This is a genomic window from Intrasporangium zincisolvens (assembly GCF_034724055.1).
GTDB classification, from domain to species: domain Bacteria; phylum Actinomycetota; class Actinomycetes; order Actinomycetales; family Dermatophilaceae; genus Monashia; species Monashia zincisolvens.
In genome coordinates, this window is sequence record NZ_JAWIIL010000002.1 from 357,744 (window position 1) to 375,101 (window position 17,358).

At 74.8% G+C, this 17,358-nt stretch carries 16 protein-coding genes; 10 read left to right on the forward strand and 6 right to left on the reverse strand.

Annotation, left to right across the window (positions count from 1 at the left end):
* Nucleotides 1-94 precede the first annotated feature (94 nt).
* The 3 genes from RY076_RS05990 to RY076_RS06000 all read left to right on the forward strand — a co-directional run bounded on the left by RY076_RS05990 (nt 95) and on the right by RY076_RS06000 (nt 4,072).
* The gene (locus tag RY076_RS05990) at nt 95-1,402 is read left to right on the forward strand and encodes an HD-GYP domain-containing protein (protein WP_323096679.1); all 1,308 of its coding nucleotides are present in this window, start codon (nt 95-97) and stop codon (nt 1,400-1,402) included.
* Nucleotides 1,399-2,685 (forward strand): HD-GYP domain-containing protein, encoded by a 1,287-nt coding sequence (locus RY076_RS05995; protein ID WP_323096680.1) that lies wholly within the window; start codon nt 1,399-1,401, stop codon nt 2,683-2,685. Before RY076_RS05990 ends, RY076_RS05995 begins: the two co-directional genes overlap by 4 nt.
* 226 nt (nt 2,686-2,911) lie before the next feature.
* Nucleotides 2,912-4,072: an NAD(P)-dependent malic enzyme gene (locus tag RY076_RS06000; RefSeq protein ID WP_323096681.1), complete on the forward strand. Its 1,161-nt coding sequence runs from the start codon at nt 2,912-2,914 to the stop codon at nt 4,070-4,072.
* Between the two features lie 48 nt (nt 4,073-4,120).
* On the opposite strand, the gene RY076_RS06005 is transcribed toward RY076_RS06000, so the two are convergent.
* The 3 genes from RY076_RS06005 to RY076_RS06015 are packed head-to-tail and all read right to left on the reverse strand — an operon-like array spanning nt 4,121 to nt 6,188.
* A complete protein-coding gene (locus RY076_RS06005) occupies nt 4,121-4,762 on the reverse strand; it encodes an energy-coupling factor transporter transmembrane component T family protein (protein WP_323096682.1) in 642 nt (213 codons plus the stop codon).
* A complete protein-coding gene (locus RY076_RS06010) occupies nt 4,759-5,433 on the reverse strand; it encodes an energy-coupling factor ABC transporter ATP-binding protein (RefSeq protein ID WP_323096683.1) in 675 nt (224 codons plus the stop codon). The genes RY076_RS06005 and RY076_RS06010 overlap by 4 nt, the downstream gene beginning before the upstream one ends.
* 59 nt (nt 5,434-5,492) lie before the next feature.
* Complete coding sequence (locus RY076_RS06015) at nt 5,493-6,188, reverse strand: biotin transporter BioY (RefSeq protein WP_323096685.1); 696 nt, start codon at nt 6,186-6,188, stop codon at nt 5,493-5,495.
* A 52-nt stretch (nt 6,189-6,240) separates the two neighbouring features.
* On the opposite strand from RY076_RS06015, the gene RY076_RS06020 reads away from it, so the two are divergent.
* Nucleotides 6,241-7,212, forward strand: a complete 972-nt coding sequence (locus RY076_RS06020) for a zinc-binding dehydrogenase (protein WP_323096686.1) — start codon at nt 6,241-6,243, stop codon at nt 7,210-7,212.
* Nucleotides 7,213-7,251: 39 nt separating this feature from the next.
* Here RY076_RS06020 and RY076_RS06025 read toward each other — a convergent pair whose 3' ends face one another.
* Together RY076_RS06025 and cofD are read right to left on the reverse strand one after the other, a co-directional pair.
* A complete protein-coding gene (locus tag RY076_RS06025) occupies nt 7,252-8,370 on the reverse strand; it encodes a coenzyme F420-0:L-glutamate ligase (RefSeq protein ID WP_323096687.1) in 1,119 nt (372 codons plus the stop codon).
* Nucleotides 8,367-9,359: a 2-phospho-L-lactate transferase gene (gene cofD, locus RY076_RS06030; RefSeq protein ID WP_323096688.1), complete on the reverse strand. Its 993-nt coding sequence runs from the start codon at nt 9,357-9,359 to the stop codon at nt 8,367-8,369. Before cofD ends, RY076_RS06025 begins: the two co-directional genes overlap by 4 nt.
* Nucleotides 9,360-9,632: 273 nt before the next feature.
* On the opposite strand from cofD, the gene RY076_RS06035 reads away from it, so the two are divergent.
* From RY076_RS06035 to RY076_RS06045, 3 genes are read left to right on the forward strand one after another with little or no spacing between them, the layout of a single operon-like run.
* Nucleotides 9,633-9,899 carry a WhiB family transcriptional regulator gene (locus RY076_RS06035; RefSeq protein ID WP_076258264.1) on the forward strand — a complete coding sequence of 89 codons (267 nt, stop codon included), beginning with the start codon at nt 9,633-9,635 and terminating at the stop codon, nt 9,897-9,899.
* Between the two features lie 43 nt (nt 9,900-9,942).
* On the forward strand, nt 9,943-13,194 hold the full coding sequence (locus RY076_RS06040; protein WP_323096689.1) for a glycosyltransferase family 2 protein: 3,252 nt from the start codon (nt 9,943-9,945) through the stop codon (nt 13,192-13,194).
* Nucleotides 13,191-14,651 (forward strand): DUF5719 family protein, encoded by a 1,461-nt coding sequence (locus tag RY076_RS06045; protein ID WP_323096690.1) that lies wholly within the window; start codon nt 13,191-13,193, stop codon nt 14,649-14,651. Before RY076_RS06040 ends, RY076_RS06045 begins: the two co-directional genes overlap by 4 nt.
* A gap of 67 nt (nt 14,652-14,718) precedes the next feature.
* On the opposite strand, the gene RY076_RS06050 is transcribed toward RY076_RS06045, so the two are convergent.
* Nucleotides 14,719-15,168 carry a metallopeptidase family protein gene (locus tag RY076_RS06050; RefSeq protein ID WP_323096691.1) on the reverse strand — a complete coding sequence of 150 codons (450 nt, stop codon included), beginning with the start codon at nt 15,166-15,168 and terminating at the stop codon, nt 14,719-14,721.
* A 104-nt stretch (nt 15,169-15,272) separates the two neighbouring features.
* Here RY076_RS06050 and RY076_RS06055 point away from each other — a divergent pair, with 104 nt between their 5' ends.
* From RY076_RS06055 to RY076_RS06065, 3 genes are read left to right on the forward strand one after another with little or no spacing between them, the layout of a single operon-like run.
* On the forward strand, nt 15,273-15,665 hold the full coding sequence (locus RY076_RS06055) for a DUF3499 domain-containing protein (protein WP_323096692.1): 393 nt from the start codon (nt 15,273-15,275) through the stop codon (nt 15,663-15,665).
* Between the two features lie 17 nt (nt 15,666-15,682).
* A complete protein-coding gene (locus RY076_RS06060; RefSeq protein ID WP_413785739.1) occupies nt 15,683-17,158 on the forward strand; it encodes a phosphomannomutase/phosphoglucomutase in 1,476 nt (491 codons plus the stop codon).
* Nucleotides 17,155-17,358, forward strand: a complete 204-nt coding sequence (locus tag RY076_RS06065; protein ID WP_323096694.1) for a Trm112 family protein — start codon at nt 17,155-17,157, stop codon at nt 17,356-17,358. The genes RY076_RS06060 and RY076_RS06065 overlap by 4 nt, the downstream gene beginning before the upstream one ends.

Below are 17,358 nucleotides of genomic sequence, written 5' to 3' on the forward strand. Positions count from 1 at the left end.
ACCTGGGGCTGAGCGCACCCTCGTCCACATCCTCGGTTCGGTCCCGTCCCGCTTGCGGTTGCGGGACCGAACTGTTGTCGTCTACCCCTAGTACGTGACCACGAGACCCGAGGCGCAGCCGCCCTCCCGGCTGCTGCCGTACTACATCGCCCTCGTCGTGGCCGTGGCGCTCGCCGTCGGGGTCCTCTCCTGGGTCTACGGCCGCCGCCCTGAGGTCGGGCCGCTCCTCCTGCTGTCGGCGATGAGCGTCCTCAGCTACACGGTTCGTGAGCCGTCGGTCACCTCGCGCATCGGCTTCTCGTTCGCCTCGATCATCCTGCTCGCCTCCGGCGTCATCCTCGGTCCCTTCGGCGCCTGGTTCGTCGGCCTCGTATCGCAGGCCGTCGAGCGCGACCATCGGATCCGGTGGTTCCAGCGGCTCTTCAATGCCGCGATGACGAGCATCATCGGCGCCGGCGGCGCGATGGTCTACATCGTCTGCGGGGGTGCGTCCTCCCTCGACGCGGTCACCGGGTTCTCCGGCCTCGCGACCAGGGTTGGGCTGCCGCTCATGGTCGCCGACGTCGTCCAGTGCCTCATCAACGCCGTCCTGCTGGCCGGTGCCGTCACGCTGTCGCAACAGGTGCCGTTCTGGGTCTTCGTCCGCCGGATCCTCGTCAGCTCGGGCGTCGCCTACATCGGTTACGGCGTCATCGGCTTCCTCTTCGTCGTCCTCTGGTACCCCGCCGGCCTCGGGGCCTTCAGCGCCCTGCTCGTCATGGCGCCGCTGCTCGCGGCCCGGTGGGCCTTCGTGCAGTTCGGCGAGGAGCAGCGTTCCCACGAGCGGGTCGTCGAGACGCTCGTGACCTCGCTCGGCACCAAGGAGCCGCCCGCCGTCGAGCGCAGCGCCCGGGTGGCCCAGCTCGCGGAGTGGACCGCAGAGGAGCTTGGCCTCGGCCCGCGCCAGATCGCGACCGTCACCTACGCCGCAACGCTCCACGAGATCGGCCACCTCGGCGTGCCGACGCGCCTGCTGCGCAGGTCTCCCGGCGCCCTGACGGAGTCCGAGCGGCGCGTCGTCGACCGGCACAGCGTCATGGGCGCCCGGATGATCGAGGGCATCGACTTCCTGGAGGACGCCCGCTCCGGTGTCCGCCACCAGGGTGAGCGGTTCGACGGGCACGGGCTCCCCGACGGGCTCACCGGCGCCGACATCCCCGTCGCGGCGCGCGTCGTCGCCGTCTCCACGGCGATCGAGGCGGCCATGGCGGAGGATGTCGTGGGTGGACAGCCCTCGGCCGAGCTCTACCGGATGCTCACGACCGACACCGGTCGCTTCGACCCGACCGTGGTCGACGCCGCGTGGGCGGCTCTCGACAAGCACGGCCTGCCGACCGGTGCAGGCACGGTGAGCCCCGCGTGAGGCTGGCGCTCTACCGCGACCCCGTGGCGCTCGTCGTCGGCCTGCTCGGGCTGGTCCTCAGCGTCGCGGTGACCGTGGGCACCGGCGACTCGCCCGGCCTCGACGGGCAGGTCGCCTTGCTCGTCACCGCGGCCTTCGCGTTGACCATCGTGCTCGGGGAGTGGTTCCAGCTGTCGGCCCCGGGCTTCCGCGGGTCGGCGCCGATCTCCACCGCAACCGCGCTCGCCTTCGCCTTCGCCGTCCACGTCGGGAACGTCGAGGTGGCGTTCTCGACGCCCTACGTCCTGGCGGTGACGTCGGTGTCGATGGCGCTCGGGGCGGGCGCGCGGGTGCTGGGGGGGCGGGAGGTCAGCCTCGTCGAGACCACCGGCCGCTTCGTCGCCGTCGCCGTCGCGGCCCTGCTCTACCGCAACATGCACCTCGGCCAGAGCCCCGGCGGGCCGCCGCACGACGACGCCCTCGTGCCCTGGCAACGGGCCATGCTCATGCTCGCCATCTGCGTCGCGGCCCTCGTCGCCGACACGCTCTTCACCTCGGTCCTGCGCGCCATGGCAACGGCCGACCTCCGGCGCACGTTCGTCGACGAGGCCCGGTCCTCGTTCGCGCTGTCGGGTGCTGTCGCGGTCACTGGGGTGCTGGTGGCGCTCGCCCTCCCGACGCTCGGGGTCATGGCCCTGCCGCTGTTCATCCTCCCGCTCGTGCTGACGCTCTTCGCGTTCCGTCGCTACGTCAGCATCCGTGCCACCTACCTGCAGAGCATCCGGACGCTCTCGCGCCTCACCGACGCCGCCGGCTACACCCCGTCGGGGCACTCGGAGCGGGTGGCGGCCCTCTCGGTGCGCGTCGGCCGGCAGCTGGGTGTGTCGGAGCGTGACCTGCTCGACCTCGAGTACGCGGCCCTGCTGCACGACATCGGCCAGGTGGCCCTCGTCGAGCCGATCCCGGGCGGGGCCACGGTGCTGGCCGCGCCCGCCGACCAGCGGCGGATCGCCGCCGACTCGGTGGCCATCGTCCGCGAGACCGGCGTCTTCGAGGGGGCGGCCCGGATCCTCGAGCACCAGACGACGCCGTACCGGCAGGTGCGAGAGCTCGGTGAGGAGATCCCGCTGACGAGCCGCATCCTCAAGGTCGTCAACGCCTACGAGGACCTCACGGCCGGCGCCAGGAGCGCCCGGGCCCGTGAGGCGGCGGTCGAGCGCATCTACCTCGGCCTGGGGTACGAGTACGACCCGCGGGTGGTGGACGCACTGCTCGGCATCCTGGGCTCCACGCACCAGGACTGACACTCGACTGACGCCCGCCGACGCCGGTCGACGGGCCGTGGCAGCCGTGAGACGGCCGTCACAGGTCGTCGCCGACCCTTGGGTGGCGCGTCGGGGCGTGCCAGACTGTCGGGAATCGGGCAACCCCCGGACGCGTACGACGACGTGCAGGCAAGACCCCCGCACCGCTCCACCCAGCGAGGGCAGCCCTGCCCTCTTCTCTCCCACGCGAACGAGGTGTTCCGTCATGAGTGCGTTGCCCACCAGCCAGCTCGTCGACCCGATGGACCCGGTCTTCCGGGCCCACGTGGGCGGCAAGCTCGGGGTACACGCCACGTCCGAGCTGCGTGACGCAGCCGACCTTGCCCTGCTGTACACGCCCGGCGTCGCCGACGTCTCGCGTGCCATCGCCGCCGACCCGACGCTCGCGGCGGTCTACACGACGCGCCGCAACACGGTGGCGGTCGTCAGCGACGGCACCGCGGTGCTCGGCCTCGGTGACGTCGGCCCGCTCGCCGCCATGCCCGTCATGGAGGGCAAGGCCGTCCTCTTCAAGCACTTCGCCGGCGTCGACGCCGTGCCGGTGTGCATGGAGACCGGCACCGTCGAGGAGATCGTCGACGCCGTGGCGCGCATCGCGCCCACGTACGGCGGCATCAACCTCGAGGACATCTCGGCGCCGCGCTGCTTCGAGATCGAGCGACGGCTGCGCGAGCGGCTCGACATCCCGGTCTTCCACGACGATCAGCACGGTACGGCGATCGTCGCCCTGGCGGCGCTCGTCAACGCGGTGCGCGTCGTCGACAAGGCCCTCGCCGACGTCACCGTCGTCGTGTCCGGGGCCGGGGCCGCGGGCGTGGCGGTGAGCCGGATCCTGCTGGCCGCCGGCGTCGGTGAGGTCGTCGTGGCCGACTCGCGTGGCGTGCTCGGTCCCGACCGTGAGGACCTGGCGCCGCACAAGGCCGACCTCGCCGCCGTGACCAACCGCCGTGGCGTCACCGGCACCCTCGGCGACGCGCTCGAGGGAGCCGACGTCCTCGTCGGGGTCTCGGGAGGCACGGTCGCCGAGCGCGACCTGCTGCGGATGGCGCCGCGGGCGGTCATCTTCGCCCTCGCCAACCCCGACCCCGAGGTGCACCCGAGTGTCGCGACGCGGTTCGCCGAGGTCGTCGCCACCGGTCGCTCGGACTTCCCGAACCAGATCAACAACGTCCTCGCCTTCCCCGGCATCTTCCGGGGGGCGCTCGACTCCGGTGCCCGCGAGATCACCGAGGACATGAAGCTGGCCGCCGCGTACGCGATCGCCGGGCTCGTCGAGGAGCCCACCGCCGAGCGCGTCGTGCCGAGCGTCTTCGACGAGCGTGTCGCCCCCGCGGTGGCGCGCGCCGTCGCGGCGCTCGCGCCGTAGCGTCGGTCGATCACTCACGCGCCTGGCGCGTCCGGGATGCCGGACGCGTCAGGCGCGGTCGTCGGGATGTTCGGGCTCGTCGGGGTCGGTCAGCCCACGCGCCGCGAGGGCCTCGCCCGTGGACCGGGCGTAGGCGACGACGCGCAGCGCCGCCGGCACGACGACCGCGCGTGGGCTGCGCTCGAGCCCTCGGGCCCGGGCCGCGTCGCGCACCGAGGTGAACGACCCGGCCACCCACGGCACCGAGCGCACGACGACGGCGAGCGTCAGGGCGACGACCTCCGGGTCGACGAGGCGGCGCAGCGGCCGTGCGCCCCGGACGACGCCGTCGAGCAGGTCGGTGACCGGCGTCGTGGCGGTGAGGATGCCGGCCGCGAGGTAGGCGTTGGCGATCCCGAGGACGACCCCCACCGCGTAGGTGGGGCCCTGCGCCCACCACTGGAACGCCAGCAGCAGGACGAGCACCGGGGCGATCGCGCGGAGCGACCGCGCCAGCCGGCGCGGGGGTAGCTGGGCCAGCGCCGCCACCGCGAGGACCAGCCCGAGGGTGACGAGCAGCGGCGCCAGGGAGTGGGTCAACCACGGCACGACGCCGACGGCCAGGACGCCGGTGACCTTGAGCCACAAGGGCGCCCGGTGCACCGGTGAGCTGCCCGGAAGGTGTGCGGCGAAGAGGCCGGCGCTGTTCACGGTCGGGACGCGAGCGCGCGGTAGTGGTCGACGGCCTGCGCCGGCGCCCCGTCGAAGACGACGCGTCCGGCGTCGACGACGAGCGTGCGGTCGGCGTCGAGGGCGAGGTCGAGGTCGTGGGTCGCGACGACGAGCAGCTGTTCGAGGCCGGCGAGCAGGCGGCGCAGCAGCGCGGTGTTGCGCAGGTCGAGCAGCGTCGTCGGTTCGTCGAGGACGAGGACTGCCGGCTCGGTGGCGAGGACGACGGCGAGCGCCATGAGCTGTCGCTCGCCACCGGACAGCTCGTGCACGCTCCGGTCGGCGAGGTGGGTCAGGCCGAAGCGGCCGAGCACCGCCTCGGCGGCGGACCGGCGCTCGGCGCGCGAGCGGTGCACGCGGCGCAGCGAGAGCTCGACGTCCTCGCGCCCCGTCGGCATGACGAGCTGGGAGAGCGGGTCGGTGAAGGCGAAGGCGATGCGGCGGCGCACGCGGGAGCCGTCGTGCGCGGTGTCGAGGCCGTCGACGTCGACGGAGCCGCTCGTGGGCAGGACGAGCCCGTTGAGGAGCCGGAGCAGGGTGGACTTGCCCGAGCCGTTGGCGCCGACGACGGAGACGCGGCGTTCGGTCAGCTCGAGGTCGACCGGGCCGAGGATCGTCCGCTCACGACGGGCGGAGTCGCCGTCGACGGGCACGGTGACCGTGGCGCCTTGGAGGCGGAGGCGGCTGCGGCCACCCGCCGGTGATCCCGGTGTCACGCCCCGCGCTGGCGGCGTCGGGCGCGGACGAGGACGTCCGGGAAGGCCCGGTGCACAGCGGCGGCCGCCACGGCGGCGACAAGCCCCTTGAGGAGGTCGCCGGGCAGGAAGGGCAGGTCTGCCGCGACGGCGGCCGACAGCGGCAGGTGCAGGTTGACGACGAGTCCGGCGACGCCCAGCACGTGGATGACCGCGACCGAGGTGACCGCGGCGACGGTGGCGAGCAGCGGCACCCACCAGTGTCGGTCGGTGCGTCGCACGACGAGCGCCGCACCGGCGCCGGCGACGAGGGCCGCGAGGAGGAACGACACGAGGTAGCCGGCCGTCGGGCCGCTCAGGACCTGCAGGCCCGACTGGCCCTTGCTGAAGACCGGGAAGCCGACGAAGCCGATGGCGAGGTAGACGAGCACCGCGAGCGCCCCGCGGCCCGGGCCGAGGACGAGACCGGTCAGCAGGACGCCGAGCGTCTGCAGCGTGATCGGCACGCCGAGGCCGCCGACCGGGATGCCCGGCACGACGGCCGTCGCGACGAGCAGGGCCGCGAAGACTGCGACGTGGGCGACCGAGCGGGCCTCGACGCCCCGCTGGCCACGCGGGCCACGTAGAGCCGCCGAAGGGGCCGCCGGAGCGCTCGGGACAGTGCTGGGGGAGGCGTCTGGCAGGACGGCCTCGGTCCGGGTGTCGTCGGTCACGGCCCGCACCCTACCGGGGCCGCGTCGGGGGCCCGCTCACTATGGTGCAGGGATGCTCGCCGCCTACGCCGCCAGTCAGTCCTCGTCCGACCCGCTCTCCGGCCTCGTCGTCGGCGAGCGCCCCGATCCCGAGGCGCGGCCCGGCTGGTCGGTCGTCGACCTGCGGGCGGCCGCCCTCAACCACCACGACGTGTGGTCGCTGCGCGGCGTCGGCCTCCCCGCGGACCGGCTGCCCATGGTCCTGGGCTGCGACGGTGCCGGCGTCGACGCGGACGGCCGCGAGGTGATCGTGCACGCGGTCGTGCCCACGGAGGGCTGGCGCGGCGACGAGACGCTCGACCCACGGCGCACCCTGCTGTCCGAGCTGCACGACGGCACGCTGGCGGAGAAGGTCGCCGTGCCGACCGCCAACCTCGTGCCGAAGCCGGAGGGCATGTCGTGGGAGACGGCCGCATGCCTGTCCACGGCGTGGCTCACGGCCTACCGGATGCTCTTCACGAACTCCGGCGTGCGCCCCGGCGGCACGGTCCTCGTGCAGGGCGCGGGCGGCGGTGTCGCGACGGCGCTCGTCCAGCTCGGCTCGGCCGCCGGATACCGGATGTGGGTCACCTCTCGCGACGAGGCCCGGGGCGCGCGCGCCCTCGACATCGGTGCCGACCGCGTCTTCGCCTCCGGCGAGCGCCTGCCCGAGCGCGTCGACGCCGTCATGGAGACCGTCGGTGCCGCGACCTGGTCGCACTCGGTCAACTCACTCAACCCCGGCGGCACCATCGTCATCTCCGGCGCGACGTCCGGTGACGCGCCGGCCAAGGCGGAGCTGACGAAGATCTTCTTCAAGCAGCTGCGCGTCGTCGGGTCGACGATGGGCACCCGCGAGGAGCTGGCGCGCCTGGCCCAGCTCGTCGTCACGGCGGGCATCGAGCCGGTCGTCGACTCCGTCATGCCGCTCGCGGACGCTCGCGACGGCTTCGCCCGCATGGTCGACGGCGACGTCTTCGGCAAGGTCGTCTTCACCAACGGCTGACGGGACGCCTCAGCGTCGGGTCAGGTCGGGTCATTCGTGTCAGCGGACCTCGGCGGCCGACACGTGGACGAGCACCGACAGGCCGTCGGCCGCGGGTACGTCGGCCTCGCCGCGCAGCCCCTCGGCCCACAGCGCCACCTCGAACCGCGCCGTGGCCCGGCCGAGCTCGTACGCGGTGTCGGCGCCGAGCGTCACGGTGAGCGGTCCGACGTCGGCCGTGGCGGACTCGACGCCGTGCAGGGCGGCTCGTACGGCCCGTGACACGGCGTCGACGCGGGTGTCGGGGCCGGCGGGCGCGATCCCGACGGAGAGGGCGTCCGCGCTGCCCGGCTCGACGCCGAGAGCCGCGCGGACGGCCTCGACGCGGCCGTAGCCGAACCAGTCGCCGGGGCCGGTGCGCACGAGGTCGCGCCCGCGCGGGTGCGCCGTCAGCGGCTCGTCGACTAGGGCGCCCACGAGCCCGCGCACCACGGCGACGGGCACGGCACTGACCTTGCCCTTTGCGAGGTCGGCGGCCGCGGCCACCTCGTCGGCCACGCACCGCGTCGTGACCTCGAGGGGCTTGCCGTCGGCGTCGACGGCGCCGCGGAGGTCGTCGAGCGCGCGGACGCCGTGGGCGCCCAGGGCGAAGTCGACCTGGCCGACGCGCCACGGTCGGCCGGCGGTGTCGGACAGGACGACTCCGAGACGGACGCCGTGCCTTGCCACGAGCGCGTCGTGCAGCTCGGCGCAGATGCCGTCGGGGTCGTGCGGCAGCAGCAGCCACCCACCGCGGTCGCCGGTGTTCGAGCCGTCGACGCCCGCCGCGGCCATGATCGGCCCGGCCTTGGCGCGCACGACGCGGGTGACCCGGTCGCCGAGGGACCGCTCGGCCACGACGTACTCGGTCTCGGCGTGGACGACGCGGTCCTTGTCCGGGTCGTGCGTGACCAGGCCGAGCGACTTGCTCGCGATCTTGCTCGAGACGACGACGACGTCGCCGTCCTCGAGCCGCAGGCCGGCGTGGGCGAGGCCGTCCGTGACGACGTCGGCGAGGTCGTCGCCCTCGCGCACCTCGGGGATACCGGTGAGGGGCAGGACGCTGATGACGCCGACCGTGCCGACCATGCCGACCATGCCGACCGGGTCGGGCGTCGTCGGGGAGGCCGGCGTCGTCACGCGGGCGTCCTCGTGGCGCGCAGCCGCAGCCCGAGGTCGAGGGCCGCGCCGGCGAGGTCGGCCGCGGCGTCGGGCGAGCTCATGAGCAGCGGTCGGTGGACGACCTCGAGGCCGCGCCGCGGCGGCATCGGGTCGTCCTCGGAGACGAGCCAGCCGTCGAGGAAGTCGGCGTAGAGGCCCGCGACGCCGCCGCTCGACTCCTCGACGCCGATGGTGCGCAGGCACACGTCGGCGTGGCCGCGCACGGGTCGTCCGCCGACGAGGGGCGAGACGCCGACGACGGGCGCCCGGCTGCCGCGGAGGGCGTCACGCACGCCGGGGACGCCCAGGACGATGCCGATCGACACGACGGGGTTGCTCGGCGGCAGGAGGATGACGTCGGCGTCGCGCAGCGCGTCGAGGACCCCGGGGGCGGGGGCCGCGGCGTCGAGGCCGGCGACGACGAAGCGCTCGGCGGGCAGCTCGGCCCGGTGGCGCACCCACCACTCCTGGAAGTGGATCGCTCGCGGGCCGTCGCCCTCGTCGACCACGACGTGGGTCTCGACGGGGGTGTCGGTCATCGGCAGGAGGCGCACGCCCTGATCGGGCAGGCCCCACCGGGCGGCCAGTCGGTCGACGACCGCCGACAGGGGCAGGCCCTGGCCGAGCAGCTGCGAGCGGTACACGTGGGTGGCGAAGTCCTTGTCGCCGAGGGTGAACCACTGCGGCGTCGCACCGAGCGCCGCGAGCTCCTCGGCGAGGTGGTGCGACTCGTCGGCCCGACCCCAGCCCTGGCCCTCGTGGACCGATCCGCCGAGCGTGTAGAGCAGCGTGTCGAGGTCGGGACAGACCCGCAGGCCGAAGAGCGTGATGTCGTCGCCGGTGTTGCCGATGACGGTCAGCTCGACCGGCTCGTCGCCGAGGACGGACGCGGGGGAGTGGACGTGGCGGAGCAGCCCGCGGAGGAACCGGGCGCCGCCGACGCCTCCGGCGAGGGCAGTGATGCGCATGGGACCGATCCTCTCAGCACCGGCCGGACGCCTCAGAAGATGGGTCGGACGCTTGTCTACCACAGGCACGGAAGCGCCTCACCGAGTTCGATCGAATATCACTAACGGGCTTGACGTAGGGCATATGACACACATGTAATTTCATTGTTGTACTCGTCGGGGTCGGTACCGCGGCAGGTGGAACCCACGTGGGGTGGGGTCCAGTGCCAGGGGAACGGTGCCGCCGGGTACAGCGAGTGCTGACACACAAGGAGTCAGGGTCGAGGAGGGGTCATGCACGAGCTGATGGTGGTTATGTCGGACGTCGGTACGGAGGAGGGTGAGCTCTCCTGGCAGGAGCGCTCGCTCTGCGCCCAGACCGACCCGGAGGCGTTCTTCCCCGAGAAGGGCGGCTCCACCCGCGAGGCCAAGAAGGTCTGCGTCGGGTGCGAGGTGCGAGCCGAGTGCCTGGAGTACGCCCTCGCGAACGACGAGCGCTTCGGGATCTGGGGCGGTCTGTCCGAGCGGGAGCGCCGCAAGCTGAAGAAGCGCGCGGTCTGACCGTGGTCGCAGGGCCCGGGCCCCAGCCGGTGTCCGGGTGAACGTGACCGCTGTGCCAGACGAGCTCGCCGAGGACCACAGCGCCCCCCGGGGCGCCGCGCCCGGGTCGATGTCCGCACCCTCCACCGGACCCCGACCCAGCGCGATGGTCGACGCGATCGTCGTCGTGCACAACGGTGCGACGTGGCTGGCGCAGTGTCTGGACGGGATCGCCTCCCAGACACTGCCGCCCGCCCGTCTTCTCGTCGTCGACGTCGCGAGCAGCGACACGTCGGCGGCGATCGCGCAGGCGCACGCGCGGGTCCGCCGGGTCGTGCCCGTCGACGTCCTGCGCCTGCCCTCGCGCGTCCCGCTCGGACTCGCCGTCGAGGCCGCCATGGAGCACCTGCGCGCCGACGGTGACCGCGGCGTCCGCCCCGAGTGGGCGTGGCTGCTGCACGACGACACCGTCCCCGAGCCGACTGCGCTCGCCCGCCTGCTCCAGGAGGGCCTGCGCTCGCCGTCGGTCGGGATCGCCGGGCCCAAGCTCGTCGCCTGGGACGACCCGCGCCGCCTTGTCGAGCTCGGCATCCAGATCACCCGCACGGGTCGCCGGCTCGGCCGCCCGGCGCGCGGAGAGGCCGACCAGGGCCAGTACGACCACCGCACCGACGTCCTCGCCGTGAGCACGGCCGGGATGCTCGTGCGCCGTTCCGTGTGGGACGACCTCGGCGGGTTCGACCCCGCCTTCACCGAGTACGGAGCCGACCTCGACCTCGGCTGGCGGGCGCAGCTCGCCGGTCACCGCGTCGTCGTCGTGCCCGGAGCCGTCGTGCGTGACGCGTCGGCCGGCGTCGACGGCGCCCGCCCCGGAAGCCCACGGCCGCGTGAGGTCGAGCGGCGCTCGCGCCGCGCCGCGCGCCAGGTGACGCTCGCCCGCTGCACCCCGCTCGTCGCCCCGTTCCTCGCCGTCTGGCTCGCCGTGTCGAGCGTCCTCGCGGCCCTCGGGCTCCTCGTGGCCAAGCGGCCGCGGCTCGCCTGGCGCGAGCTGTCCGACGTCGCCGCCCTGTGGCACCCAGCCTCGACGACCGCCGCGCGCTGGCGCGGGCGGTCCACCAAACGCCTGCGCCGCGACCACCTGGCGACGCTCTTCGTCCCGCCGTCCGTGGCCGCGCGCACGACGCTGGACCACTTCCAGGACGCCGTCGCCCCCGAGCGCGCCGCCCGCCGAGAGGCCGCGCCCACCACCGAGACGGGCCCGACCGCCGACGACACCGACTCGCTGGCCGGCCTGCCGGCCTCGATCGGGCGTCGCGTCCTGACCCATCCGGGCTTCCTCGCGGTCGCCGCCGTCCTCGTCGCGAGCGCCGCGGCGTGGCGCGACACGATCCGCGCCGGCGGCCTCTCGCCGTCGCACACCGGCCTGGCCGGTGCCGAGCTGCACCCCGTCGCCACGGGGGCCGACGGGCTCTGGCACGCCTTCCTCGACGCCTGGCACGGCTCGGGCCTGGGCACGGGCGTCGACGCCGGCCCGCACCTCGCGGTGCTCTCGGCCCTGACGTGGCTCGCCGAGCAGGTCCCCGGCGTGGCCGAGGGCCGCTCGAGCGCCGGCCTGACGATCGCCTGGCTGCTCGTGCTCGCGCCGGCCCTCGCGACGTGGTCGGCCTACCTCGCCGGACGCGTCGTCACCACCTCGCCCGTGGCCCGCGGCGTCGCCGCGATCGCGTGGGGGTCCGCGGCCGCCGTGCTCGCGGCCACGGCGCACGGACGGGTGACGTTCGCCGTCGCCCACGTCCTGCTGCCGTTCGTCCTCGCCGGCTTCGCCCTCGCGGCTCGTCGCGACGGCACCTTCACGGCGACCTTCGCCACCGCCCTGGCCACCGCCGTCGTCGGGGCGTTCGCGCCGCCGCTGCTCGCAGTGTCGGTCGCAGCCGCCGTCCTGCTGCTCCTCATCGGCCCCGGCCTCGTCCGGGCTCGCGCCCTCGTCCTGCTCCTCGTGCCGACCGCCCTGCTGGGCCCGTGGGTCGTGCGCCTCGTCGACGACTGGCGCCTGGTGCTGTCCGGGCCCGGTCTCGTGGCCACGGGCTCGGACGCCGGGCCGTGGGGCCCCGTCGCGCTCGTCCTCGGCCAACCGGGAGCGTCGTCGTGGACGGCGTGGCTCGCGGCTCCGGTCGTCGTCCTCGGGGTCGTCGGGCTCGCCGTCCGGGCGCGCAGCCGGGCCCAGTCGGTCGGCCTCGCGGTCGGGGCGCTGCTCGCCGTCGTCGGCCTGGCCGCGGCCGTCGGGGGATCCCGCGTGGTGCTCGGCTCGGCCGAGACCGGCGTCGGCACGTCCGCCGCAGCCCACCTGTGGGCCGGTGTCGGCCTGCTGCTGTGGCTCGCGGGCCTGCTCGTCGGGCTGCTCGCCGGCAGCCGTCCCGTCCTCGCGCACCTGCGCCGTGGCGTCGGGCGGCTGCGCCTGGCCGGAGCGGTCGCGGCCGTCGTGCTCGTCGTCGGATCGGTCCTCGCCGGGCCCGCCCTGTGGGCCGTCCGCGGTGCCGGCGACACGCTCTCGGTCGGGGAGGCCACCCTGCCGGCGGTGGCCGTCGACCAGGCCACCGGGCCGCTCGGCAACCGCATCCTGCTGCTGCGCCCCTCCGACGACGTCGTCGACTTCGTCCTCGCCGGCCAGGAACCCGGTGAGCTGCTCCGCGACCTCGACCGGCGCCCCGACGCCGACGACGCGCCGCTCGTGTCCGCCGTCGCCGCCATCGTCGGCGGCCGGGCCGCCGACGCCCTCGACGCCTCGTCCCTGGCCCGCCTCGGGATCGGCTTCGTGCAGGTGGCCGGAGGGGCCGAGAGCCCGCTCGCCCGCCGGCTCGACGCCGCCGAGGGCCTGAGCCGTCTCGGCAGCGGCGCGCACGGCGTGCTCTGGAAGGTTCGGCCGCTCGCCGCCGCGCAGGGCGCCGAGGACACCACGGCGCCGTCACGCGCCCGCCTGGTCGACCGCTCGGGCGGCCTGCTCGGCGTCGTCCCGACCGTCGGCCCGCACGCCGCCGTCGACACGACGCTGCCGGCCGCGTCGGGCCCCCGGCGCCTCGTCCTCGCCGAGCCGTCCGAGTGGGCCGGCCACGCGGTCGTCACCTACGACGGTGCCCGGCTGAGCCCGGTCGCCGGCACGACCCAGCCCACCTACGACCTTCCGGCACAGGCCGGCGCGCTGCGCGTCGACCTCGCGGCGGCCCAGCCGTGGTGGCGCATCGGCCAGGCGGCGCTGCTCGCGTTCGTCGTGTTCATGGCGCTGCCCTTCGGCAACCGTCGTTCGAGGAGGCGGGCATGAGCCGGGCCGCAGGCATCGTCCGGGCCGCCGCGGTGGCCGTCGTCGCGGCGGGGGTGGCCGTCGGGGCCACGCACGTCAGCGGGTCGCTGCAGCTCGCGTCACCCGAAGAGCGCGCCGGACTGCCCGAGACCTCGAGCGTCCTCGTCGACGACGCCACCCTCGTGTGCCCGGGGCAGCAGCGCCTCGGCGGTGTGGGCCTGCGTGACGTCGAGGGCGAGGTCACCGTGGCTGCCGCCGCACCGGATGCCGGCGTCGTCGCAGGCGCCCCGAACGGTGGGTCCCTCACGCTGCTGAGGGGCGCCGACGCGTCGGGGCTGGCCCAGGGCGACGCCGCCGGGTCGCTCGTCAGCGCCGCGACGCAGGGCGCCGACGCCGTGTTCGCCCGCGGCACCAGGGGACTCGCGCCCGGGCTCGTCGCCACGCAGGTGTGGAAGCACACCGGCGACGACGACCGCGGCCTCACCGTCACCCCGTGCCAGGTGCCTTCCTCCGACGTCTGGCTCGTCGGCGGAGGGTCAGGGCCCTCCCGCACAGAGCGTGTCGTCGTCACCAACCCGGGGGCCAACGCCGTCACCGTCACCACCGAGGTGCTCGGCCGCCAGGGTCGCGTGCCTGGCACGGACGACCGCACCATCTCGGTCGCCCCGCGCTCACGCGTCGTCGTGTCGCTCGACGCCGTCGCACCCGACGAGCCCGGACCCGTCGTGCACGTCTCGGCCACCGGGGGCGTCGTGTCGGCAGTCCTCGACGAGCAGTGGATCGACGGCGCCACCGCCCGCGGCATCGACGACGCCACCCGCGCGGCCACTCCCGGCACCGACCTCGTCGTGCCCGGCATCGACGCGTCCGGCTCGGTCTGGGCACGCCTGGCCAATCCCGGCACCACCGAGGCCCTCGCGCAGCTGCGACTGCTCACCGACGCCGGACCCGTCCAGCCCGACGCGCTGCGTGCCGTGCGGGTGCCCGCGGGCTCGACCGTCGACGTCGCGATCCCGCGGACCACCGGCGCGTTCGGCCTGGGCGTCCGCGCCGACCACGCGCTCGTCGCCGCCGGCTGGACCGAGCGACGGGCCGCGACCGGCGACCAGATGGGCGACTTCGCCTGGACCGCCGCCGCGCCACGGATCACCGGGGTGGGCGGGGTCCTGCTGCCGGGGCTCGGCGGCACGACCAAGCGCCTGCTGCTCACCTCCGGCGAGACGCCCTCACGGGCGCAGGTGCGCATCGGCACCGGCCCCGACGCACGCACCTCCACCGTCGACGTCCCCGCCGGCTCGACCGTCGCCACCGACCTCGGCGACGCCGACAGTGTCTGGGTCGTGCCGACCCGGGGCGACGTGCGGGGCGCCGTCTCGGTGGTGGGCAGAGACGGTGGCGTGCCGACCTTCTCGATCGCGGCGGTGCTCTCCGCGCCGGTGCGGGCCCTGTCCGTGCCGGTGCGCCAGGTCCGCAACTGAGGCGCGCGCAGACCGGAGCCCGCCGTCAGCGCCCGGGGGGTGAGTGCCCGCCGTCGGTCGCTCGGTGTCAGTCGCCGAAGCCGGGGTCGAGCTCCTCGGGGGACACCCCGAGGAGGCCGGCGACTTGCTCGGTGACGATGTCGGCGACGAGCGCCGCGACGTCACGACGGTCCGAGACGCGCGTCTCGACGGGTCGGCGGTAGACGACGATCCGTGCCGGCCGGGCGCCGGTGGCCGCGAAGAGCCGACCGAGCGGCACCTCCCGGTGGTCCCAGGCGGCGGGCCCGCGCGGGACGTCCTCGACCGCGAACTCCACTGCGGGGAAAGCGCGCCCGCACGTCGCCTCGAGCCGGGCCGCCGCGTCGAGGACATAGTCGTCGAACTCGTCGCGCCGCGACACCATGGCCGGCACCGGCGGCCACGCAAGGGGGCCGCGGCGACCGCGCCCGTGCCGGTCCCGGCGACGGGGGACGGGCTGGGAGGTGGTGCTGCCCGTGGTGCTGCCCGTGGTGCTCACGGCTCCACTGTAGATCGGGCCACGTCGCCGTCAGGCCAGGACGTCGACGTGTCGACGGCGTGGTGATTCGTCCTCGTCCGACCGGGCGACTAAAGTCCCCGGACGTGGGTCTGACACGTGGTTGCTCGAAGACGGGGTGCGCGCGCCCTGCCGTGGCGACCCTGACCTATGCCTACGCCGACCGGGCCGTCGTCGTCGGCCCGCTCGCGACGTACGCCGAGCCGCACACCTACGACCTCTGCCTCGAGCACGCCGAGCGCATGACGGCCCCGCGCGGCTGGGACGTCGTCCGCGTCGGCGGCGAGTTCCCCGAGCCGCAGCTGGCGGGCGACGACCTGCTCGCCCTCGCCGACGCCGTCCGCGAGGCCGCACGCCCGCGCCAGCCGCGCCCGAGCGAGCGCAGCGGCGACCCCCGGGGCCAGGCGGCCGCCGAGGCGCAGGCAGGCGTGGTCGAGTCCGGCCGCCGCGGACACCTCCGCATCCTGCGCGACACCTGACCACTAGGGTGGGGCCCGTGCCTCAACTCGTCGACTTCGTCAAGGCCTACGACGTCCGGGGGATCGTCCCCGACCAGCTCTCGCCCGACGTGGCCCGCGCCATCGGCGCCGCGTTCGCCGAGGTCGTGGCCATCCCCGACGGCAGCCCCGCGGTCGTCATCGGCCACGACATGCGCCCCAGCTCGCCCGAGCTGTCGCAGGCCTTCGCGGCCGGTGTCACCTCGCGCGGCGTCGACGTCGTGCACATCGGCCTGTGCTCGACCGACGGCCTCTACTACGCCAGCGGCGCCCTCGACCTGCCCGGTGCGATGTTCACCGCCAGCCACAACCCGGCTCAGTACAACGGCATCAAGCTGTGCCGCTCCGCCGCGCGACCGGTCGGGCAGGACTCCGGCCTCGCCGAGGTCCGCGACCTCGCGCAGTGGCTCCTCGACGGCGGCACGGGGCTCGCCGAGCCGGTCGGTGGCCCGGGCAGCATCACCACGCGCGACCTCCTCGGCGACTACGCCGGCTTCCTGCGTTCGCTCGTCGACCTCTCCGGCGGACGGCCCCTCAAGGTCGTCGTCGACGCCGGCAACGGCATGGGCGGGCACACGGTCCCCGCCGTCCTCGGCACCGGCGCCGGGCTGCCCGAGCTGCCGCTCGAGGTCGTGCCCATGTACTTCGAGCTCGACGGTACGTTCCCGAACCACGAGGCCAACCCGCTCGACCCGGCCAACCTCGTCGACCTGCAGGCCGCCGTGCGCGAGCACGGCGCCGACATCGGCCTCGCCTTCGACGGCGACGCCGACCGCTGCTTCGTCGTCGACGCCGACGGCGAGCCCGTCTCCCCGAGCGCCATCACCGGCCTCGTCGCGGTCCGCGAGATCGCCCGGGCCCGTGACGGCGGCGACCGCGACGTCTCGATCGTGCACAACGTCATCTCCAGCTCCGCGGTCCGCGAGATCGTCACCGAGCGGGGCGCCAACCCCGTGCGCACCCGCGTCGGCCACTCCTTCATCAAGGCCGAGATGGCCCGTGCCGGAGCGGTTTTCGGTGGCGAGCACTCGGCGCACTACTACTTCCGCGACTTCTGGTTCGCCGACACCGGGATGCTCGCCGCGATGCACGTGCTCGCCGCGCTGGGGGAGCAGGACACCCCGCTGTCGCAGCTGTGCAGCGAGTACGAGCGCTACGTCGCCTCCGGCGAGATCAACTCGACCGTGGACGACCAGGCCGCCGTCGTCGAGCAGGTCCGCGCCTGGGCCCAGGTCCGTGGCGCCGGCACCGACGAGCTCGACGGCCTGACGGTGACGTGCCCCGAGGGCACCGAGCCGATGTGGTGGTTCAACGTGCGCGCCTCCAACACCGAGCCGCTGCTGCGGCTCAACGTCGAGGCCGCCGACCGTGAGACCATGGAGCGCGTTCGCGACGAGATGCTCGCCCTGATCCGCTCGGGCGACGCCGTCGCCGACGTCGCGACGGACCCGACCGACGCAGGAGACGCATCGTGAGCACCCAGCAGACCATCGAGCCGTGGCTGCGCGGCATCCTCCGCTGCCCCCAGTGCAAGGGCGAGCTGACCGATGCCACGCACGACTCCGGCTCGGGTGAGACCCCCGAGCTTCGTTGTGCCACCTGCTCGCTCGGCTACCCGGTCGAGTCCGGAGTGCCCGTCCTGCTCGTCGACCTCGCCCGGCACCTCGAGGGCTGA